At 48.8% G+C, this 20,445-nt stretch carries 16 protein-coding genes; 4 read left to right on the forward strand and 12 right to left on the reverse strand.

Translation table 11 applies throughout. The features are described from left to right. Nucleotides 1-76 precede the first annotated feature (76 nt). The 5 genes from ACO08K_RS11825 to ACO08K_RS11845 all read right to left on the reverse strand — a co-directional run bounded on the left by ACO08K_RS11825 (nucleotide 77) and on the right by ACO08K_RS11845 (nucleotide 7,664). Nucleotides 77-1,276, reverse strand: coding sequence for a TolC family protein (locus tag ACO08K_RS11825; RefSeq protein ID WP_421796603.1), 1,200 nt, complete (start codon nucleotides 1,274-1,276; stop codon nucleotides 77-79). 410 nt (nucleotides 1,277-1,686) lie between these two features. Then, entirely contained in the window at nucleotides 1,687-5,367 is a 3,681-nt protein-coding gene (locus ACO08K_RS11830; protein WP_421796604.1) for an efflux RND transporter permease subunit, read from the reverse strand. Nucleotides 5,368-5,535: 168 nt separating this feature from the next. Beyond that, the gene (locus ACO08K_RS11835) at nucleotides 5,536-6,429 is read right to left on the reverse strand and encodes a DUF2911 domain-containing protein (RefSeq protein WP_421796605.1); all 894 of its coding nucleotides are present in this window, start codon (nucleotides 6,427-6,429) and stop codon (nucleotides 5,536-5,538) included. Between the two features lie 149 nt (nucleotides 6,430-6,578). Continuing rightward, nucleotides 6,579-7,142: a helix-turn-helix domain-containing protein gene (locus ACO08K_RS11840; protein ID WP_421796606.1), complete on the reverse strand. Its 564-nt coding sequence runs from the start codon at nucleotides 7,140-7,142 to the stop codon at nucleotides 6,579-6,581. Between the two features lie 75 nt (nucleotides 7,143-7,217). Next, a complete protein-coding gene (locus tag ACO08K_RS11845) occupies nucleotides 7,218-7,664 on the reverse strand; it encodes an HYC_CC_PP family protein (RefSeq protein WP_421796607.1) in 447 nt (148 codons plus the stop codon). A 176-nt stretch (nucleotides 7,665-7,840) separates the two neighbouring features. Between ACO08K_RS11845 and serC the strand changes: the two genes are divergently transcribed. Both serC and ACO08K_RS11855 read left to right on the forward strand, forming a co-directional pair. Then, nucleotides 7,841-8,914, forward strand: coding sequence for a 3-phosphoserine/phosphohydroxythreonine transaminase (gene serC, locus ACO08K_RS11850; RefSeq protein ID WP_421796608.1), 1,074 nt, complete (start codon nucleotides 7,841-7,843; stop codon nucleotides 8,912-8,914). A gap of 240 nt (nucleotides 8,915-9,154) precedes the next feature. Beyond that, a complete protein-coding gene (locus tag ACO08K_RS11855) occupies nucleotides 9,155-9,886 on the forward strand; it encodes a M48 family metallopeptidase (RefSeq protein WP_421796609.1) in 732 nt (243 codons plus the stop codon). Nucleotides 9,887-9,893: 7 nt separating this feature from the next. On the opposite strand, the gene ACO08K_RS11860 is transcribed toward ACO08K_RS11855, so the two are convergent. From ACO08K_RS11860 to ACO08K_RS11880, 5 genes are all read right to left on the reverse strand, one after another. After that, entirely contained in the window at nucleotides 9,894-11,849 is a 1,956-nt protein-coding gene (locus ACO08K_RS11860) for an OmpA family protein (protein WP_421796610.1), read from the reverse strand. A 72-nt stretch (nucleotides 11,850-11,921) separates the two neighbouring features. Then, a complete protein-coding gene (locus ACO08K_RS11865; RefSeq protein WP_421796611.1) occupies nucleotides 11,922-12,311 on the reverse strand; it encodes a hypothetical protein in 390 nt (129 codons plus the stop codon). 165 nt (nucleotides 12,312-12,476) lie between these two features. Further along, entirely contained in the window at nucleotides 12,477-14,261 is a 1,785-nt protein-coding gene (locus tag ACO08K_RS11870; protein WP_421796612.1) for an FAD-dependent oxidoreductase, read from the reverse strand. Nucleotides 14,262-14,696: 435 nt separating this feature from the next. Beyond that, complete coding sequence (locus ACO08K_RS11875) at nucleotides 14,697-15,548, reverse strand: DUF6920 family protein (RefSeq protein ID WP_421796613.1); 852 nt, start codon at nucleotides 15,546-15,548, stop codon at nucleotides 14,697-14,699. Nucleotides 15,549-15,717: 169 nt separating this feature from the next. Beyond that, complete coding sequence (locus ACO08K_RS11880; RefSeq protein WP_421796615.1) at nucleotides 15,718-17,631, reverse strand: DNA topoisomerase IV subunit B; 1,914 nt, start codon at nucleotides 17,629-17,631, stop codon at nucleotides 15,718-15,720. 139 nt (nucleotides 17,632-17,770) lie between these two features. On the opposite strand from ACO08K_RS11880, the gene ACO08K_RS11885 reads away from it, so the two are divergent. Then, nucleotides 17,771-18,313 (forward strand): hypothetical protein, encoded by a 543-nt coding sequence (locus ACO08K_RS11885; protein WP_421796616.1) that lies wholly within the window; start codon nucleotides 17,771-17,773, stop codon nucleotides 18,311-18,313. On the opposite strand, the gene ACO08K_RS11890 is transcribed toward ACO08K_RS11885, so the two are convergent. Together ACO08K_RS11890 and ACO08K_RS11895 are read right to left on the reverse strand one after the other, a co-directional pair. Continuing rightward, nucleotides 18,303-18,830: a hypothetical protein gene (locus tag ACO08K_RS11890; RefSeq protein ID WP_421796617.1), complete on the reverse strand. Its 528-nt coding sequence runs from the start codon at nucleotides 18,828-18,830 to the stop codon at nucleotides 18,303-18,305. The genes ACO08K_RS11885 and ACO08K_RS11890 overlap by 11 nt on opposite strands. A 53-nt stretch (nucleotides 18,831-18,883) precedes the next feature. Continuing rightward, complete coding sequence (locus ACO08K_RS11895) at nucleotides 18,884-19,474, reverse strand: hypothetical protein (protein ID WP_421796618.1); 591 nt, start codon at nucleotides 19,472-19,474, stop codon at nucleotides 18,884-18,886. Between the two features lie 259 nt (nucleotides 19,475-19,733). Between ACO08K_RS11895 and ACO08K_RS11900 the strand changes: the two genes are divergently transcribed. Beyond that, nucleotides 19,734-20,375: a pyridoxamine 5'-phosphate oxidase family protein gene (locus tag ACO08K_RS11900; protein WP_421796619.1), complete on the forward strand. Its 642-nt coding sequence runs from the start codon at nucleotides 19,734-19,736 to the stop codon at nucleotides 20,373-20,375. Nucleotides 20,376-20,445 lie beyond the last annotated feature (70 nt).

A 20,445-nucleotide genomic window follows, 5' to 3' on the forward strand; every position in this document is an offset into this window, starting at 1 on the left:
TGAGGAGTTGAGAAGCTGAGGAGTTGAGAAGTTGAGGCTGGCACTTCGGCTAGGCTCAGTGACCAGCCTCAACTTCTCAACTCCTCAGCTTCTCAACTTCCGCCTTCGCTTGCTGCACCTTCACAATGGCATCCAGATCCATCAATTGGTACTCCAGGCGTAGCTCGTAATTTTCCAATAAACTCTCGTACAAATCGGCGTTGGTGCTGAAGTTACCCTCCTGCATTTTGATCAATGCATCTAGGGTTTTGAGCTGTTCTTGTACAAACTCGTGGGTCAAACGCGCCTCCTCTTGCAGGGACATAGCCCGACCAAGGTTTGCGGCAAAATCGTTGCCCAATGCCTGGGCTTCCAGGTCTAAACTCTCGCGACGGAGTTGTTCTTCCCGCGCTTTGGCCTCGTATTTTTTGCGGTAAAGGGGCAAACGAATGCCAATGCGGGGCATCACCATGTCTTTGCCGTCGGAAGTCAGGCCGTGTTCGGTTATTTTGCTCATCACCACGTAGTCCAAGCCCAGGCCAATGTCCGGTTTGCCTTCTAGTCGATTCAAGGCTTCCATTTGACGTGAAGCTTCCTTTTCGTAACGCAAACTGCTGATGGCCGGGTGTTCTTGTTTGATCTGTTGCAACAAGGAATCCATTTGAAAAGGCAGTATTTCAAAAGTCAGGGTTTCCTTCAATTGAATGGGGGTTTGGGCCGGTCGATTTAGCAATTGGTTCAGGCGATACTGCGGGAATTGGGTACGGTTTTTCAGCAGGTTGAGTTGCTGCTCCTGTTGGCGGATTTTCAACTGCACTTTCAACACTTCAGTTGCATTTCCACGACCGCTCTCTACCCGGGCCAGGGCCAGGCGTTCAGCCGAGCGACTTAAGGTGATGCTTTCTTCCAAAAAACGAATGCTGTTGACCGCCAAGTAATATTCCAGCCAGGCCATTTTGACTTCATAACGAAGGTTGAGTGCTTCAACTTCTGCCTGTTCGTAAGTCACCCGTGCTTCACTGAGTGTCAAAGCCGAGCGAGTTGACAAGGTGCCCGGCCAGGGAAATTCCTGCATACCCCCAATGATGGCTGCTTGCTCCCAAGTACGCATACGCAAAGGCAGGAATTGGGTACTAAAATCCAGTTGAGGATCGGCCAACTGGCTTTGTTGTGGCGCTCGTTCTAGTTGGGATTGGTAGCGGGTGTAGCGGGCTTTGAGCTCGGGGTTTTGGCGCAGCGCAATTTGGACAAGGCTGTCGAGCGGTTGGGCTTTTAACCCTAATATTCCTGTCGCCACGATGAAAAGTAAAATGGCCCAACGGTGGAACGCCGCTGGTACAAGTCTCTGACTTGTACCCATTATCCCCGCGTCTCCGACGCACAAGCAACGCAAAAACACTTCAAAAACACTTAACAAAGAAGCAATTGTAATTTTAACACGTCTGGAGACGTGCGGATAATGGTTCAAGTCTGGAGACTTGACCCAGCGGAGGGTTATTTTTGCACATTCTGCAAATGCTTCAGAACCCCCGACCCCTAAAGGGGAGTACATTCTCGGGTTATTTAAAATATTGCTTCTTTTACTAAAAGGTAGCATTTCTTGTAATCCACAAATGTGCTCCCCTTTAGGGGTCGGGGGTTCTGAGACCTGCGCACCATCTTGCACCAAACGCCCCAAAATTTTCAAATTTTCATTTTTCACCTTATTCATATCTCCCCAGTTTTTTTCCCACGCAGTCCTGCCTCTTTCCACAGGCAAAACAACACAGGAACGATGAAGATGGAAATGATTTCAATCAATAAGCCACCAAATGCCGGAATGGCCATAGGCGCCATAATGTCGGAACCCCGCCCAGTGGAGGTCAAAATCGGTAAAAAACCCAGCAAGGTGGTCGCCGTAATCATCATAGCAGGGCGCACCCGACGGACCGCACCTTCGAGTACTGCCGACCGGATTTCATTTTTGTTGCCAGGTTTTAAGGCCGCAAACCGCTCACGCAGGTAAGTAGCCATCAACACACCATCGTCGGTCACAATGCCAAATAAGGCCAGGAAACCTACCCAAACCGCCACACTGAGGTTGACGGGATGGACGTGGAACAAATCCCGCAAACTTTCCCCGAACAAATTGGAATCCAAAAACCAGGGCTGCCCATACAACCACATCATGATAAAGCCTCCGGCGAAAGCCACGAGTACTCCTGTAAAGACCATCGCTGAGATAGTCAAGGAACGAAACTCCAGGTACTGAATCATAAAAATGATCAGCAAAGTCAAGGGCAAAATGATGCGGAGCCGCGCGTTGGCGCGCAGGTTTTGCTCATAATTGCCTGCAAAACGGTAGCTCACTCCGTGCGGCACTTGTAAGGCGCCTGTAGCCACTTTTTCATCCAGGAATTTTTTGGCATTGGTCACCACGTCGATTTCGGGGTAGTTGTTTTCTTTGTCAAAAAGCACATAACCCACCAAAAAACCGTCTTCACTCTTGATCATTTGTGCCCCGGCGGTGTACTCGGTTTTGACCAGATCACTCAGCGGGATGGGGCTGTCGCTATTTTTGGAGGGGATAAAAATATGCTTGGCCGCCTCGGGGTCGTTGCGCAGTTCGCGGGGATAACGCACCCGCACGTTGTAGCGTTCGCGACCTTCCACCGTTTGGGTAGCCTGGGTTCCGCCGATCGAGGCCTCGATGTAGCTTTGTACTTCGGCAATACTCAGCCCATGTCGGGCAATGGCGGCGCGGTCTATTTCCAGTTCGAGGTAAGGTTTGCCGACAATCCGATCTGCAAAAACGGCGGCATCTTTTACCCCTTCTACTTCACGAAGTAATTTTTCAATTTCGAGGCCAAAGGCTTCGATGCTTTCCAGCGTCGGCCCCTTGACTTTGATGCCCATTGGTGCGCGCATCCCCGTTTGCAACATGATCAAACGGGTTTCGATGGGTTGCAACTTGGGTGCGGAGGTAATCCCTGGCAGTTGGGTCACCTTGCTGATTTCATCCCAGATGTCGTTGGGAGATTGGATGTGATCGCGCCACTGGCGGAAATACTGGCCGTTGCGGTCTTCGATCAATTCCCCCTTTTTATCGCGCACATATTCTCCCCTTGCATCCACCTTGAAGCGGAGGCGATTGCCGTCTTCGTCGGTTTTGTATTCGGATTTGTACAAAATCACGTTTTCGTACATGGGCAAGGGGGCAGGATCGAGGGCACTTTCTACTCGACCAGCTTTACCCACCACGGTTTCTACCTCGGGAATAGCAGTAACCGCCATGTCCAACATCCGCAAATTGCGGGCATTCTCCTGTGTACCCGCATGGGGCATCGCGCTGGGCATGAGCAAAAAAGAGCCTTCATCCAGTGCGGGCATAAATTCGCGCCCAATTCCTCTAAAGATGAAATAGCCTGCACTCAAAATGCCCAAGGGAATGAGCATAAACAGCAGCTTGTATTCCAGGAAGAAAGCCAATAGGGGGCGGTATATAACCGTCATTCCGTACAGAAGCCCTAACAAGCCTGCAATGATCCCACCTACAAACAAGTAGTTGAGGAAAAAGGATTGATCCACCCCAAGCGGCATCCACATGCGGGTGATCAGGGCGGCTACAATTGCGGCGTATACTAAATTGATGCCCTGTTTGATCCTTTCGTGTAAAATCCCGCCAAAACGTTTTTCACTCCACACCAATACGGCCGTCGAAATGCCAATGATGAGCAAAATAAAGCCTAAGGTATTTTGCTGAAAAATCAAAGCAATAATCCCTCCCAATAGCAATGCCCCGGCACCTAGCCAATGCCAAAAGCGCCGTGTTACTTTCCAGGAAAAAATAGTATGCGCCAAGGCTGGCAATACCATAATAGACAGCACAATCGCAGCACCTAAAGCGAAGGTTTTGGTAAAAGCCAGGGGGCGGAACAATTTACCTTCAGCGCCCTCCAAGGCGAATACGGGTAAAAAACTCACGATAGTCGTCAATACTGCCGCCACCACTGCCGACCCCACTTCTGCCGAACCTTCATACACTGTAGTGAACAAATCTTCTTTATCGCCGTGGGTCTCTAACCTCCGCACAATGTTTTCCGACATGACAATCCCCACATCGACCATGGTTCCAATGGCAATTGCGATACCCGAAAGTGCCACGATGTTGGCATCCACCCCGACCAACTTCATCACAATAAAAGTCATCAACACCGCAATAGGTAAAAGCCCGGATACGACCAGGGAGGCCCGCAGGTTGAACAAGAGTACGATGACCACAATGATGGTGGTGAGGATTTCCTGAATCAGGTTGCCATAAAGGGTGCCCAGGGTTTCTTTGATCAGGTGGGTACGGTCGTAAAAGGGCACTATTTTCACCTGGGAAAGGGTGCCATCGGCCAGTACTTTGCTGGGCAAACCGGGTTCAATCTCGGCAATCCGTTCTTTTACTTTTTGAATGACCTCTAGTGGGTTGGAGCCAAAACGCGCCACCACTACTCCCCCTACGGCCTCGGCACCAGACTTGTCCAAAATCCCTCGCCGCTCTGCAGGGCCGATGTTGACCTTGGCGATGTCGCGAATACGGATGGGAATGTTGTTACTCACCCTTACCACCGTTTCTTCCAAATCGGCGAGGGTTTTGATGTAGCCAAGCCCACGCACGTAGTACTCCACGAGGTTGAGTTCCAGGGTTTGGGCACCAATATCGAGGTTGGATTGGCGCACCGCGGTCATCACTTCTTCCAGGCTGATGTTGTAGGTACGCAAGGCATGCGGATCAACGTCAATTTGGTATTCTTTGACAAAACCACCAATCGAGGCTACTTCTGACACCCCGGCAGCGGAGGTCAAGCCGTAGCGTACGTAAAAGTCCTGGATGCTGCGCAATTCGTGGGCATCCCAACCGCCAGTGGCTTTGCCTTGTGGGTCACGGCCTTCGAGGGTATACCAGAAAATTTGCCCCAATCCGGTAGCATCCGGCCCCAGAGTGGGTTGTACATTCTGTGGCAATAAACTGGAGGGCAAGGAATTGAGTTTTTCCAAAATCCGCGAACGGCTCCAGTAAAAATCGATCTGATCCTCAAAAATGATGTAAATGCTGGAAAAACCAAACATGGAAGTGGAACGGATACTTTTCACTCCGGGAAGCCCAAGCAAAGTAGTCGTCAGCGGATAAGTGATTTGGTTTTCGATGTCCTGCGGCGAACGCCCTGACCAGTCGGCGTATACAATTTGCTGGTTTTCACCGATATCGGGAATGGCATCTACTGCTACCGGATCACGGGGCAAACCCGGAATGTGGAAATCGAAGGGTGCCGACACCAATCCCCAACCCGTAAAAAGCAGCAGTACCACCCAGGCCATGAGCTTATTGTGCAGGAAAAAATAGATGATCTTGTTCAACATGGCATGCTGATTAATTATTAGGAACGATGAAAAAATAACTGACCCATTTTCACTTTGCTCTTTTGCGCTTATTCATCCTATCTTTTTCGTTAAATAGGCTTGCTATTCACCTCAAAAGATAGTTGACTAAGCGCAAAATAGCTGCGTTTAAATGCGCCATTTATTTCTTCATCGTTCCTTCCCCGCGCTCGCCCGTTTTTGCAAATCGGCAATACGTTTGCTTAAATCTTTGATCGAACTGCTCAGTTTTTCCTTTTCTGCCAGAGCCAATGCGCGTTGGGCAGCAGCCAATGCCGTTGAATAGTCGCCGAGGTCCGCATAGATTTTTTGCGCCAAGTTGGGAATGGAAAAGGTTTTATCATCCATTTTTTCAGCTGCTTCTACCCAGGTTTTGGCTTGCTGAATGTCCCGCTTGGTAGCATAGTAATAAGCAGCAGCCTGAAACAGCAAGTCAGCATTTTTCTCCGGCTTGTCAATCAGGCGCTTTTGAATTTCCGCCATGTTGTTGAAATCAGCAATGGTCTGAAGCGGAATTTTGACCATGGTGTTTTCCCACATCAAATTCAGTGAACTTTCTCCGCGTGGGTTAAAGTCTCCAAACTCGATGGTGAAGGTTTCATAAAATCGCCCCGTAGCTTCTGGTTTCACCTTGAAACGATGGATGTCCACTTGTGGATCGTAACCAAAAGCGCCGTGTAAGGTAGCATCGCGGTTGAGGATGAGGGTCCATTCCTCTTGGGCAGGGATGCTGAATAGGGAATATTTGCCCGCCGGGATTTTTTTGCCCCCGATGATCACCGTTTCGCGCAAGGCCAAAGCTGTACAATCGTTGGCACCGGTGCGCCATAAACTGTCAAATGGAATGAGCTGGCCGAAAATTTTCCGCCCCCGCGCGGAAGGCCGACCGTAGGTTACGGTGATGTCACTTTCCCCAAAATTTTGCACCAGGGTAGCATCCGGGCTGGCCGTGGGTGCTTTTAAAGTAGCCTTTGTGTCGTTGGCTTGTGCAAAAATGCCGATGGCAAACGCGCTCAACAGGCAGGTTATGATGGTATTTTTCATGGTATCGTTTTGTTTAGTAACGCAGAAAAATTAACTCCCCGATTTGGGTTTTGAATAGGAAGTCGAACGCTTCATTTCAAGTGAGCTTCCTATTCAAAACCCTCAAAAAAATCGGGAAGTAATTTTTTGCGTCATACTTAGTTAACAATTCAAAGCTCGTCCAGCGCTTTGCGCTTTTTATCCTTGAGTTGTCGAAAATGGCTGGGGGTCAAACCCGTGATTTTTTTGAACTGATTGCTCAAATGGGCTACACTGCTGTAATTCAGTTGATAAGCAATTTCATTCAGGGAAAGCTCGTCATAAACCAACAGTTCTTTCACCCGCTCAATTTTTTGGGTGATGAAATACTGCTCAATGGTGGTGCCTTCCACTGCGGTGAACAGGTTGCTCAGGTACGAATATTCGTAGTGCAAGGCCTCGGTCAGGTAAACAGAGAGGTTCTTGCTCAAGGCGCTGTTCTGCTGATGGACCAATTCGATGATGATGGTTTTGATGCGCTCGATGACGCGGCTTTTTTTGTCGTCAATCAATTCAAAACCCAGGACCTGTAAATTTTGACTCAGGGTCTGTTTCTGAGCAGTACTCAGCTCGGTTTCGAGTTGTACTTCACCCAAATCAATGCGAATGGGTTCTACGCCTAGTTTTGCCAACTCAGTGCGCAGCACCATTTTGCAACGATTGCAAACCATGTTTTTTACAAATAGCATTGCCATAGTTCAAAATCTTATCAGGATAAAAAGGAAATGCAGGGCTTCATCAGGACGATGAAGGCTTAACGTTGGAAGAGACTAACAAAGGAAGGATTGTACAAGCACGGGAATGTCACGCATTCGGGGCGGTGGCTTGTACAGGTAAAAACGTAGAATTTTTTGGTTGTGTGGGAGAATATCCCGGGGAAATTCAAAGGCAAAATCTAAACTTGGAAGCAAAGCAAAGGGATCAGCGACAAGGCTGAATTCTATTACTTTTTGTAAGGTTGGCTGGGTGTCGGTTTTGAGGAAAGAGGATTTGTCCGAACAGCAGGGAATGCGTGATAAGCTTTCCTCCATGTTGGCCCCTTCTTGTTTTTCACAGTAGGAGCTTTGGAGTTGTGCTCGCTTTTGGCAGCAACTTTTAGGCTGTACAAACAAGGCTACTTTTTTGCCCCGCATTTGGCACAAATGCTCAAACACCATTATCCCGCTGGAGGATAAAAGGATGTTGAGTGCCAAGATGAGGTGCAAAATTTTTAGCATTGGGTTGCTATTTGAGCACAAATATACAGTTGAAAACGAAGAGAAAGAAGATTTTGTTTTTAGCCCCGGACCTTCGAACGCTTTCCCATCGTAAAAAAAGCCACAAAACTTCCATTTTTTCCAAGCGGGCACCACCTAGAAAACCTATTTTTGCACCACCAAAATTTGCACACCCAATGAAGAAACACAATTTCAGTCCTGGGCCGGCTATTTTACCAGCATCGGTCATTGAAGAAGCCGCTCGTGGCGTACTCAATATCAACAACAGTGGACTATCTATTTTAGAGATTTCCCACCGTAGCAAAGACTTCATCGCTATCGCTGCTCAAGCTGAGCAACTGGTACGTGACTTATTGAACCTCAGCGACGATTACGCGGTGTTGTTCCTCTCCGGGGGGGCCAGCACTCAGTTCTTCATGGCACCCATGAACCTCCTGAACGAGGACGAGACAGCAGCGTACGTCAATACAGGCACCTGGGCTGACAAAGCCATCAAAGAGGCCAAACTCTTTGGCAAGGTTGAAGTGTTGGCTTCGTCGAAGGAGCAAAATTACACCTTCATCCCCAAAGGTTGGACGGTGCCCAGCCATGCCAAGTACCTGCACATCACCAGCAACAACACCGTCTACGGTACCCAGTACCACTGGTGGCCAGATACCGAAGTGCCGATTGTATGTGACATGTCTTCGGATATCTTCAGCCGTCCAATTCCGGTTGAGAAATTCGGGTTGATTTATGCTGGGGCACAAAAGAACATGGGCCCTGCAGGAACTACGCTGGTGATTGTGCGCAAGGACTTGCTCGGCAAAGTAAACCGCGCCATTCCATCCATGCTGCAATATGGCATTCACGACTCTAACGATAGCATGTACAATACCCCACCGGTATTCCCCATCTACGTTTCGATGCTGACCATGCAGTGGGTTAAAGATCAAGGTGGCCTTGCCGCAATGGAAGCTCGCAACAAAGCCAAAGGTGACTTGTTCTACAACGAACTGGACGCTAACCCACTCTTCAACGGTACCGTTACTGAAAAAGGCGACCGCTCCTTGATGAACCCGACTTTCCTGGCCATCAACGAGGAAGTCGATAAGGCTTTTGATGCTGCAGCCAAAGCGGCGGGCATCGATGGCATCCGTGGGCACCGCTCGGTAGGTGGTTTCCGCGCTTCCATGTACAACGCCATGCCGCTGGAAGGTGTGCAGGTGTTGGTGGATGTGATGCGGGATATTGCGCAGAAAATGGGCTAGTTTGGTCTCGGATTTGGGGTTTTGAATCAAAACCCCAAATTTTCAAAATACAACCAAAGCGACATTTTTTTTACAGAGAAAACACCAAGAAATACAGAGGGCACAAAGGCCGTCAACGTCTAACTTTGTGTCCTTTGTGTCCTTTGTGTCCTTGTTTTTTCCTTTGTGGTAAAAAAATGTCGCTTTGGTAGTTTTGGATGGTCGATCTGAAATACAATTATTCCCACGAAAAAAATCACCGTGCTCTCCTCCTCCATTGAACTAGGCGGTCAACACATCCCGGTCAAAGTCATCCACGAACGCCGGAGTTCCTTCCGTGCAGCTACTGGGAAGGAAGGTTTCATCTTACGTTTGCCCAAACGCCTGGACAAAAAAGGAGAAAAAAGTGCCTGGGAATGGTTTGAAAGTTGGGCCAAAACGCTCCACCGGGATAAGCCCGATTTTTTTCAGCGTTTTTTGAGCAAACAATACAAGGATGGTGATGTCGTGCAGGTGGGCAGTCGCCAGTATACCATCGGCATCAATCTCGAAGACCGGGCTTCCCATACCGCCAAGTTGCACCCCAATCGCTATATTCAATTGAATTTGGTGCGTTCCGTCTCCACAGAGGAACAGCACAAAGCTGCTGGAACCTTACTCAGCCGACTGATTGGTCAGGATTTTTTGCCAGAATTTTCTCGTCGCGTATTGGAACTCAACCAGCTGCATTTTGCCAAACCGATCAAAGACATTCGTTTCAAAAACACGAGTTCGCGCTGGGGCAGTTGCTCCAATACGGGCAACCTCAATTTTTCTACCCGCCTGCTTTTTGCCCCCGCTGAAGTGATTGATTACGTGATCATCCACGAGCTAGCCCATTTGGTAGAAATGAACCACTCGGATCGTTTTTGGGCCTTGGTGGAAAAGGCCATGCCCAACTATGTGCTGCAGGAGAAGTGGTTGAAAAAACATGGGGCTGGGTTGGGGTTTTGAGCATCATTTATTGCAGCACAAACTCCGTCCGCCGATTCTCCCGCCGTCCCGCTTCCGTCGCATTATCCGCAATCGGCTGGGTTTCGCCAAAACCTTTGAAACTCAAACGCGTTGCGACAATCCCTTTGCCAACCAGGTAAGTATACACCGCTTTGGCGCGCTGCTCCGACAATTTCAAGTTATCGGCATCGGAACCGACATTGTCCGTATGGCCATTGATTTGGATCTTCAAGGCAGGATTTTGTTGCAAAAGCTCCGCCAGGCGATCCAATTCAGGGGCTGATTCAGGGCTCAAAACCGCTGAACCTGTTGCAAAAAACACATTGCGCAAGATTACCGGAGTTTTATCTGCGGGGACCGTGCTTACCCCTTCAGCGGGCAAGGCTTGCAACCCTGCACTCAACTCATATGCTTGTGCGGCATTGCGCACTTCGGCCAGTTCAAAATTGGCAGAATAAAAGGTATAACCAGGGTGGTTGGCATTGAGGGCGTAGTTTTGTCCAAGGGGCAAACAAACCATAAAGCTGCCATCTGTGGCGGCTTTTGCTTTGTAAAAAACCCGTTTAGTAGCCAATTCCTGTACTTCTACCTCGGCGGCCAGGGGCGCTTGAGTGGCCAGGTCAAACACCTTGCCGCGAGCAAAGGTGACCACCTTGGGACGATTGATTTCCAGCATCGTGAAAGTGTAGATATCTGAGCGCCCTTGTTTGAGGCCTTCGGCGTTGTGGGTGTCCTCCACATCGGTCGAAAACCAGGCGCGGCTGCCGTCCAAACTTACAGATAAAGCCCCCTCATTGGCGCGGGTGTTGATGGGATAGCCCAGGTTTTGGGGTGTGCCCCAGTTGCCTGCACTGTCCAGGCGACTCAGGTATAAATCGAAGCCTCCCATACCAGGATGGCCGTTGGACATAAAGTAGAGGGTGGCACCATCGGGGTGCAGAAAAGGCGCTTGTTCATCCCCCAGAGAGTTGACTTTAGGCCCCAAGTTGCGGGGATTGCTCCACTTGCCGTCGGGCAATTGTCGGCTCAGCCACAGGTCACGTCCACCTACTCCGCCTGCACGGTCAGAGGCAAAAATCATGACCTTGCCGCTGGCTGAAATGGAAGGCAGGGATTCCCAGGCACCGGAGTTGATGGGGGCACCCAGGTTAGCGGGAGCGGTCCAGGAACTGTCTTGAAAGTATGACACGTAGAGGTCGCAACCGCCCAGGCTTTTGGCCAAATTACAGCCTGTAAAATACAAGGTTTTGCCATCTGCCGACAAGCAGTGTCCAGCTTCGTTGAAGGGGGTGTTGAGGGCTATTAGCGGTTCGGCGTTTTGCCAAACCCCATTTTCCATTTTGCTCACAAAAAAATCCTCCTGCCCTTGTACCAGGCGACTGAAGACCATCGTTTGCCCATCCGCACTAACCGCAGGCAGGAATTCGGCTTGCTCAGGGTTATTGATGCTGGAAGGGAGTTTTTCAGGGTTGAAGAGTACTGGTTTTTTGATGGCCTCGGCGGCAAAAACGGCGTCGGCGCGGTTGCGTTGGGCGCGTTTGATCAGCTCGGTGTTCTTTTTTTCGCGTTGCAAAAATTGATCCCAGGTACTCAAAGAGCCCGTAAAATCATCGGATCGCATTTGGGCCAAAGCCAGTTGGTAGTACAAACGGGTTTGGTAATCTGGGCCCAATTGTAGCGCTTCCTGGTAGCGTTGAATGGCTTTAGGGTAGTTTTGCTCGTCGTAGTGGATATTGGCCAGCAGGATGATGCCATCGATGAAAGTAGGGTCTTCCTGGAGGATTTTCTCGAGTCCGCTCTGGGCATCTGTGAAGTTTTTGGCTTCGGCCTGAGTGCGGACTTTTTCGAATTGTTTTTGGAGTTTGGGGGCAAGGGTGGTACGGGTAGTGTAGTTTTGGCCAAAGGCTAATGTCCCCTGTAGCAAGCAATACAATCCGAAGAATAAAATGATGGTATAACGCATGGATGGCTAGATTCAGTAGCATCATAACGTAAGAGCGGGGGAAATCGGTACGTTGATGAACAAGGAAACAACTTACATCACTATCCTGAAGCGATGCACTGCAATATCACCCTTGTACCTAAAGTGTACAAAATACTCCCCGACTGGTAGGTTCAATTTGGAAATCCGGTACACATTGCTGTTGACCCGTTCGATATGGGGTTTGACCTTCTGTAGGGTTGAGAGGTTAAAAAACTCCTTGCGAAGGTACTGGCGGTCCAGGCGTTCAGGTACAAAAATCAGGAATTCGTTGTGGTAAGTCTCGTTTGGAATGATGCGAATGGCATATAGTGCACGGGTGCTGGTGCTGTCCTCGTTAAGTCCTGTTTTGTAGTTCAAGGTAGCGACATCAGGCGTCCATTGGGCATTAAGTGTGCTGAGCCCGATGAACCATATTAGCGCGATTAAACAATTCTTTTTCATGCTTCTCGGTTTTTACATTCAACTCAACCAGGAAGCACAATGTTCAGGGAAAGGTTTTATGGGCTACAAAATGGATTAATGAATTCACAGTTCCAAACCTGTAAATCAACAAAATATTGACTAACAACACATTGTGCCTTTTTAATGCCTATCGATTTTGCCCAGCTACTTTTTCCCCAATTCCCGATCCAACCAAACCGCCAACTGCCTTCTCGTAACCCCTACCTGCGCCAGTTCCGTTTTTTTCACCTTGAAACCCAATTCCTGCAAATATTTCACTACCATCGCTCCACTCAAAGCACCCTGTTCTATCACCTTCCGACCAGGTTGAAGCTGATCCAATAACAGTTGCAAATCCGACTGCTCAACCAATTTATCCGGGTAAAAAAACATCTCATTGGCCCAATCCACTGCTTTCGGCTCCGCTCTGATCCAGCCGCGTACACAGGCCCTTTGGATGGCCCGAAAATCGGGGTCTTGAGGCCTTATATCGGTCAAGGGAAACACATAGGCACCCGCAGCGAGTAATGTTTCCTGCAAGACTGGCACCTTCAGCTCCCGCGCCTGAACGCCTTTTTTCACCACCATGGCTGCCGCTGCACCAGCTGCTTGCCCGATGCCCAGCACGACGGGTTGCAGGCGGGTACAACCATTGACCATGTGTGACACGCTGATGCTTTTTTCAGCCACAATCAGTCCATCCACCTGCTCCGGGATCAAGCAGGCATAAGGAACGGTGAAAGGTGGGATTTGGTAGTAGTTTTTTTCGTTACTCACTGCCGGGTTTTCTTCATGGTGGTGATCGATGGGGTAATTGCCCACGGCGATGCCAATTTTGTAAAAAGCCTTGCCTCCGGGGGCATAAGGATCCAATAGGTCATTCATGGTAAAAAACTGTAGCCCTTTGACCCGGCGGGCTTCGCGGTGGTACGGGATAAAGGGCAGACTGTCCACCGTGCCAAACTCGTTGTACAACCCCAGGTGATTAAAGCCTGCTTTGTTTTGCAAAAACCAGACATAGGCCAAAGTCTTTGTTTTGGCGGTTTGTAATGCCTTTTGCTGTTCCGAGTGGCTTAGTCCAATCAAATTCAGGTAGGTATCGTTGCCTTTGAGCGGCCAGTTGATCATGTACTTGTTGTTGGGCAGTTTGCCATAAGTGATCAAGGCGGCACAAGCATGGCGGGCATTGGCCGGGTCGGGGCAAACCTCTTTGCAGGTGCATTCAAAATCGTACAAGTCGTAGTTTAGTGGTTTCGGCAACAGGGGGGCTTTTCCAGCGCCGTAATCCTTCAAAATGGCTACGTAGGTGAGGTCTTGAATGTTGTTGGTCTGTCGCTCCAGGGGGGCAAGTTCTTCTCCGGTCAAACTGCGCGGGTCTTGCCCGATGTAATGTTCGCAACCCGCCGTGGCGAGCACATCGCCCAATTCGGTGGCATCAATGGTGATTTTGGCGTGGATCTCCAGTTTTTCCCCTGCGGCATTTTCGAAGACCGCTCCACTTACAGCATTGCCCGATTTCAGTACCTGGACAGGGAAATAGCCATGCATGCGGCTCAAGTTCGGATAGGGGTCGAGTAGTTGCTTGAAAATTTGATTGCCAACGGCGGGTTCGTATTGGGTTTCACTTACCCAGCCGGTGGCCAGGGCTTTGGGGCCACCGTAATGTTGTTCCAATTTGCTGCGGAATTCCCCCCAGATGCCCGAGGGCATTTTGTGGTTGCCATCAATGGCGCTTACCCCTGAAGCGGTGAGCATACCACCCAGCCAGGGTGTTTCTTCCACCAAGATGACTTTGCGGCCCATACGTGCGGCTTGTAGTGCTGCGGCCGTACCGGAAGCGCCTCCTCCTGCGATCAGGATTTCAGTCTTGAGGATTTGGGGGGATTGTGCCAACAGAGCTGTACCCACACAACAAGAGAGGAGAAAAAGCAAAGGGAGGATTCGCCGCATGATTTTGGTGATTTGAAAGATGATCTGAGGTAAAATACCGCAAAAGTTGGACACCTCCATTCATATGGACTATTTTTTGGCCTCTAATGCTTAGCTTGAAAAATAACTCACATTACGCAAGTTTGATTCTGAAAGGAGCAACTAAAATGTCAAGCTTTAATCTATTTAACTTCAGTTTTTTAAACCGCAGAGTTTCGCAGAGTACCCGCAGAGTTTTTAAGTTAGGCCATCTGCGATGGCAAAGAGTACTCAGAGGCCGCACCGAACAGCAGTTGGTACGAAAAAATCAAAGTTCAGTAGTGCCCGAACGCTCGCCACCGCAGGTGGCAAACTCCTTAAAACTAAAAGGAACTCTGTGAAACTCTGCGTGCACTCTGCGGTTTAAACCTGCGTAATGTCAGTTAGTAAGTTGAAATGCCTATTTATTCCAATAACCTACCACCAAGCGTATTTCCCTTTTTGCACCACATCCGTCACTTGCAAATCGGCCTGAACAAACACCTCTCCAGCCTTATCTTTCCGCAAAACTTCCACCTGAAAGGGCATTTTTTGTTCCTGAAAAAGTCGGTAGTCGCTCCAGCGAAGTGCAGCCTGCCATTCCTGCCAGTTTTCGCTCCACAGGCTCAGTTCTTCCAATTCTTGTTGATCATTGATTTTGGCTTTAAAAAAAAAGAGCTGGCCATCAATAGTACAGGTAAATGCCAGGCCATCAACCTTTGTTTCACTCCAATTGAGCTGGTAAAACAACCACCCATGGGGTTGCCAAACGGCGGCGGCGAGACTGTAAAAAGCATTGCGATGAGCCAATTCCAAAGGCAGCGCTGCTTTTTTCCACCGATATGGAAAAGTAGACAACAACCAACGGGTACTGAAGGCCTGGGATTCGCCGTATTGCTCGGTGGCTTTGACCGACACCATAAAGGCTCTGGTGATGTCGGCATACCAAACCATGGTCAAAGGTCGTAAGGTAAAAAAAACCTTGATTTCAGCGGGATGCCATTTGCTTTTGGAACTGCTTCGCACAATTCCTTTCATGCGCAGGCGTACCCGAGTGCTGGGCTCCGCTTGGGTCGTTGGATTGCTTTGAGCGAGGTAGTTCAGCCAGGATTGAGGGGATTGCTCTTCTTGAATTGTTGGAGCATCAATTGAGGATTGTGCAGCTTCCCAATGCTGTTTGGCACGGGGGCGCACCAACAAACGAAAGAGGCCACTGCCGAATAAGTCCAATAGTAGCCAAGCGGTGATGAAATAGGTAATCTCGGGTAGGTAGTATAAAATCTTGGCCATACTATAGGGTTTCATTGGCGCGCTACAGGCGCACACTTTCTTAGGTGACTCCTTAAGTGCCTTCGGTTTCTTGGGTGGTGAAAGAGTGTTTTTTTACCACCTAAGAAACCTAAGGCACTTAAGGATTCACCTAAGTAGTTAAGGCACGAAGGCTATCAATAATGAGGCTTTAATCCTCCACATCCGCCGTTTCCAGCGCCGGAGCATCCACCGCCTCAGTCTCAATCTCATTCAACTCCACCCGCAAGTTGCCAATGATAAAATCCTGGCGCTCTGGCGTGTTTTTGCCCATGTAGTAGGACAACACGTCGTCAATGTCGGTATTCTCGGTAATGATGACCGGTTCCAGGCGAATGTCAGCACCAATAAAAGCTGAAAACTCATCCGGAGAAATTTCACCCAAACCCTTAAAACGGGTGATTTCCGGTTTGCCCCGCAGTTTTTTGATGGCCGCCTGTTTTTCCGCTTCAGAGTAGCAGTAAAAACGCTGCTGCTTGTCGCGTACCCGGAAGAGGGGTGTCTCGAGGATATACAAGTGGTTGCCCCGGACCAATTCAGGGAAAAACTGCAAGAAGAAAGTCAACATCAAAAGCCGGATGTGCATGCCATCCACGTCGGCATCGGTAGCGATGACCACGCGGTTGTAACGCAGATCATCCATCCCGTCTTCGATACTCAGGGCATGTTGGAGCAGGTTGAATTCTTCGTTTTCGTAGACCGTTTTTTTGGTCAAACCATAACAGTTGAGCGGTTTGCCCCGCAAGCTAAACACGGCCTGGGTTTGAACATCCCGCGCTTTGGTGATTGAGCCACTGGCCGAATCCCCCTCGGTGATGAACAAGGTAGTGGCCAGGCGCATGTCTTCAGCAACTTTTTTAGTCGAGTCGCTGAAGTGCAGGCGGCAATCGCGCAGCTTTTTGTTGTGCAGGTTGGCCTTTTTGGCGCGTTGGTTGGCCAGTTTTTTGATGTCGGCAATTTCCTTGCGTTCCCGTTCCGATTGCAGGATGCGCTTTTTCAGGGCATCGGCTATTTCGGGGTGTTTGCGCAGGTGATTGTCGAGTTGTTCTTTGATGAAGTTGCCGACGAAGGTGCGGATGCTTTGTCCGCCTTCGGGAGCTGTATTGACCGAGCCGAGTTTGGTCTTGGTTTGGGACTCAAACACAGGTTCTTCAATCCGAACGCTCACGGCAGCCACAATGGAGCCCAGGATATCGGTGCGGTCGTAATTGGCGTTGTAAAATTTCTTCACCGTTTCTACCACCGCTTCCTTGAAGGCATTGAGGTGGGTACCGCCCTGGGTGGTATTTTGGCCATTGACAAAAGAGTAATATTGCTCGCCGTAATGGTTGCCGTGGCTCATGGCCACTTCCATGTCTTCGCCCTTGAGGTGAATCAGGGGGTAACGCAGGTCTTCGTTTTTGCTTTTGCGCTCCAGGAGGTCGTAAAGGCCATTTTTGGAGACGATGATCTGCCCGTTGTAGTTGAGTTTTAAGCCTGAGTTGAGGTAAGCGTAGTTCCACAACTGGTTTTCGAGGTGATCCCGGTGAAAACGGTAGTTGCGGAAGATTCCATTATCGGGTTTGAAAGAAACCAGGGTCCCGTTGGGTTCATTGGTTTTGGCAATCGGATGTTCCTTGAGTAGCTCGCCTTGTTTGAACTCGGCAACTTTCATTTGGCCCTCGCGCACGGCTTTGACCAAAAAATAATCTGAAAGGGCGTTCACGGCCTTGGTACCTACCCCGTTCAAACCCACCGATTTTTTAAAAGCCTTGGAATCGTATTTACCGCCTGTATTGATTTTGGACACGCAGTCGATGACTTTGCCGAGGGGAATACCCCGGCCATAGTCGCGAATTTCGGCGGAGTTTTCCTCTATTTTGATGTGGATCTCCTTACCATGTCCCATGACGTATTCGTCGATGCAGTTGTCCAACACTTCTTTGAGTAAAATATAGATGCCATCATCTGAAGAAGCTCCGTCTCCCAACTTGCCAATGTACATCCCGGGACGTAACCGAATGTGCTCTTTCCAGTCTAAAGAGCGAATGTTGTCCTCGTTGTAACTCACTTGCTGTTCTGCCATGTGCTCCGATGTTAAAAAAATATTAAAAACTACTGCAAATCAGTTCCAAAGAACGAAAAGAGTGGTAAATTTGCGTTAAATATACAGCAAAAAAACTTTTTCGAGCAACAATTTGTTGTTTATTTTTAATTTCATCAGCTTGAACCGAGAAACTTTATACCGTCACCCTGCCATGCGCAACCTGCGCAATGCCATCCTTCGCGAGCTGCGGATGCAGTTCGCCATGAGTTTGGTATTGCTGGCTTTTGGTTCAGGATTATGCGTATTGACCTTTAAAATTAGCATTGTTTTTTCCATTATTGGTTTGGGTTTAAGTATGGTAGGTGGCAAATTGGTCGTGGACACCACCACTAATCTACGCATCGACAACCACCTTTTGCTCAATTATCTCCGCTATCAACCTCAACAAATTGTGTGGGTTTATTCCATCATCACCGAGCGCGCACCCTTTGGTATTCACCTGTTCCGCAAGGGCACACTGCACTTCAAGCTCGCTGATGGCAGTGATTATACGGTTGGCATGCAAGCTAGTAAATTAAAACTGGTTAGCAAATTTCTGATGCGCCTCTTGCCCCATGCTACTTTTGGGTATACTGTCGATAGAGAGTACACTTTCCGCGTAAGTCCCGAGCGCCTGCGCAAGGAAGAGAGCAAAGAAGACGATAGCGATTTTAATTTCTAGTTTTTGAATAACCTCTTCCAAAGAATTGGCGGTAGCCAAAACTCAGTGCCAGCAGCAATCCGGCAAAAATTAATACCACCACTGAAAAAGGCATGCTGATAATGGCAAAGATCCGCGTGCGATCTACCAGCCACATCAATCCTATCGTAGCGGCAATCAGCATGAGTAATCCCGACAATTTATCAAATCCAGGAATGTAACTCAAATCCACATTCCGCCGCACGATGCTCAAAGTCAAAATCATGGATACGATGGGCAAAACCTGGGTGTAGATATCCATGTTCAAAATGCTGGTGCGTTCGAATAAAAAGATATACACATTGAGCGACAGGGCAAAAATACCCGGCACTGCACTCAAATAAATGATAGCAGAATACAGGAACTTCCAAGGTGCATCACGCCCTTCAACTCCGGCTATCCAAGCCAAAAGCAAAGCTGCCACTGGCAAAATGGCAAAGTAAAGGACTACTGATTCGGGATGATTGCCCAGGTACATGAGCAGGTCATTCAAGGTCATGGTGCAATGATTTTGATCTGAATAAACCCAAAGATATAAAGTCTGACAGGAAATTAAAATGGAGACTGCGGGCCAATGTGCTGCAGGGGCTCCACCACCAAGATGTGGTCATCAACAATATCCACCACCCGCACGGAATCGCCAGGGCGAATTTCGGCACCAATCGAAACAGCATCGAGCGCATAGGGGGCTTTGCGCAAATTGAGGTGTACCCTTCCCAGTCCTTCCTGGTGGGGCGGAATGTATTGCAGTACCTCACCAGTGCTTGTGAGTGCTTCTTGATAATTGAACTCAGGGCGATTGGATGGAACGATCTTTTTTACGGGCTTGCGCAATCGCAAAATCAGGTAGGGGAACAAGGCCGCAAGAATGCCAAAAGGCAAGCCATCCACTAAAGAAATCAACAAGCCCGGCTCCCAGATATGGGCCAACAAACTTGTCCAGGCCCAAAAGGTGAAAAAAGTCAGGATAAAACGGGCACCCGTAATTTTAGGGCGGGTCTCGCTGTGATCATGTTCTTCGTTAAAAAACTGCATGATCAAAAAAATACTCAGCAAGATGGTAAATACCACCGCAGCCACCCAGAGCAGTTGTTCTGCCCAGCTGAGTTGAAGGAATGCGGGAATAAATAGCCAAATCTGCATAGTCTTCTCAATCTTGAAGCACATTCAAATAGTATACCTTGCTTTTCGACAAAAGTAGCTTACTTATGCCATACAGTACCCTTTGTATCGACCAATGGGCAAGGATTTTCGCTCAATTGGGATTCTGTTGCTTTTTTCAACCGATTCAAGTTGATTAACAACATTAAGCCAGGCAGCCTTACAACTGGTCTATTCTTTTTCTCAAAACTGGCTGTTTCTACTAGTCCTATTCCACTGTAGTTTTGTAAAAAATAAACACATGAAACCGAAGACTTCTCGCATTGAACCCAGTCGATACGCCAAGCGGATGCGCAACGACGAAGGGACTATTCATACAATTCTGGATGAATCGCTGGTCTGCCACGTGTCCTATGTATTGGAAGGGCAACCCTTTATCATCCCGACCGCTTATTGCCGAGTGGACAACACCATTTATTTGCATGGTTCTGTAGGTAGTCATTTTTTTATGCAAATGGCCAAGGGCATCCCAGTCTGTATTGCGGTGACTTTGGTTGATGCATTGGTGCTGGCGCGTTCTGTTTTTCACCACTCGCTCAATTATCGCTCGGTGGTGGCTTTTGGAACCACTCGTTTGGTGGATGATCCGGCGGAAAGGTGGATGGCTGCCGAACGTTTTACCGAACACGTCATTCCGGGGCGGTGGAACGATGCCCGACAACCTTCAAAAAGTGAACTCAAAAAAACGATGTTCATTGCCGTCGAAATGGAAGAAGTTTCGGCGAAAGTACGCGACATGGGGGTTGGCGACGATCCAGAAGATATGGAAGCACCAGTGTGGGCAGGATTGTTGCCTTTACAACTCAGTGTAGGTACCCCTCAACAAGATGGTGCACAATCCGGGGTTCCTGTACCTGAGTACATCAGTCAATACAAACGTTAAGTACCAGCCCACAATTAATTGATACTATTTGAATGGTAAATTTCAACCCATACTTCGTTAAAAAGCCTCG

The organism is Haliscomenobacter sp. (assembly GCF_965225875.1).
Lineage (GTDB): Bacteria > Bacteroidota > Bacteroidia > Chitinophagales > Saprospiraceae > Haliscomenobacter.

Bases quoted from the DNA above. Each gene is read 5' to 3' on its own strand.
- ACO08K_RS11870 (WP_421796612.1), bottom strand. From the start codon at position 14,261: ATGCGGCGAATCCTCCCTTTGCTTTTTCTCCTCTCTTGTTGTGTGGGT.
- ACO08K_RS11840 (WP_421796606.1), bottom strand. From the start codon at position 7,142: ATGGCAATGCTATTTGTAAAAAACATGGTTTGCAATCGTTGCAAAATG.
- ACO08K_RS11880 (WP_421796615.1), bottom strand. From the start codon at position 17,631: ATGGCAGAACAGCAAGTGAGTTACAACGAGGACAACATTCGCTCTTTA.
- ACO08K_RS11875 (WP_421796613.1), bottom strand. From the start codon at position 15,548: ATGGCCAAGATTTTATACTACCTACCCGAGATTACCTATTTCATCACC.
- ACO08K_RS11900 (WP_421796619.1), top strand. From the start codon at position 19,734: ATGAAACCGAAGACTTCTCGCATTGAACCCAGTCGATACGCCAAGCGG.
- ACO08K_RS11860 (WP_421796610.1), bottom strand. From the start codon at position 11,849: ATGCGTTATACCATCATTTTATTCTTCGGATTGTATTGCTTGCTACAG.
- ACO08K_RS11890 (WP_421796617.1), bottom strand. From the start codon at position 18,830: ATGACCTTGAATGACCTGCTCATGTACCTGGGCAATCATCCCGAATCA.
- ACO08K_RS11865 (WP_421796611.1), bottom strand. From the start codon at position 12,311: ATGAAAAAGAATTGTTTAATCGCGCTAATATGGTTCATCGGGCTCAGC.
- ACO08K_RS11830 (WP_421796604.1), bottom strand. From the start codon at position 5,367: ATGTTGAACAAGATCATCTATTTTTTCCTGCACAATAAGCTCATGGCC.
- ACO08K_RS11895 (WP_421796618.1), bottom strand. From the start codon at position 19,474: ATGCAGATTTGGCTATTTATTCCCGCATTCCTTCAACTCAGCTGGGCA.
- ACO08K_RS11835 (WP_421796605.1), bottom strand. From the start codon at position 6,429: ATGAAAAATACCATCATAACCTGCCTGTTGAGCGCGTTTGCCATCGGC.
- serC (WP_421796608.1), top strand. From the start codon at position 7,841: ATGAAGAAACACAATTTCAGTCCTGGGCCGGCTATTTTACCAGCATCG.
- ACO08K_RS11845 (WP_421796607.1), bottom strand. From the start codon at position 7,664: ATGCTAAAAATTTTGCACCTCATCTTGGCACTCAACATCCTTTTATCC.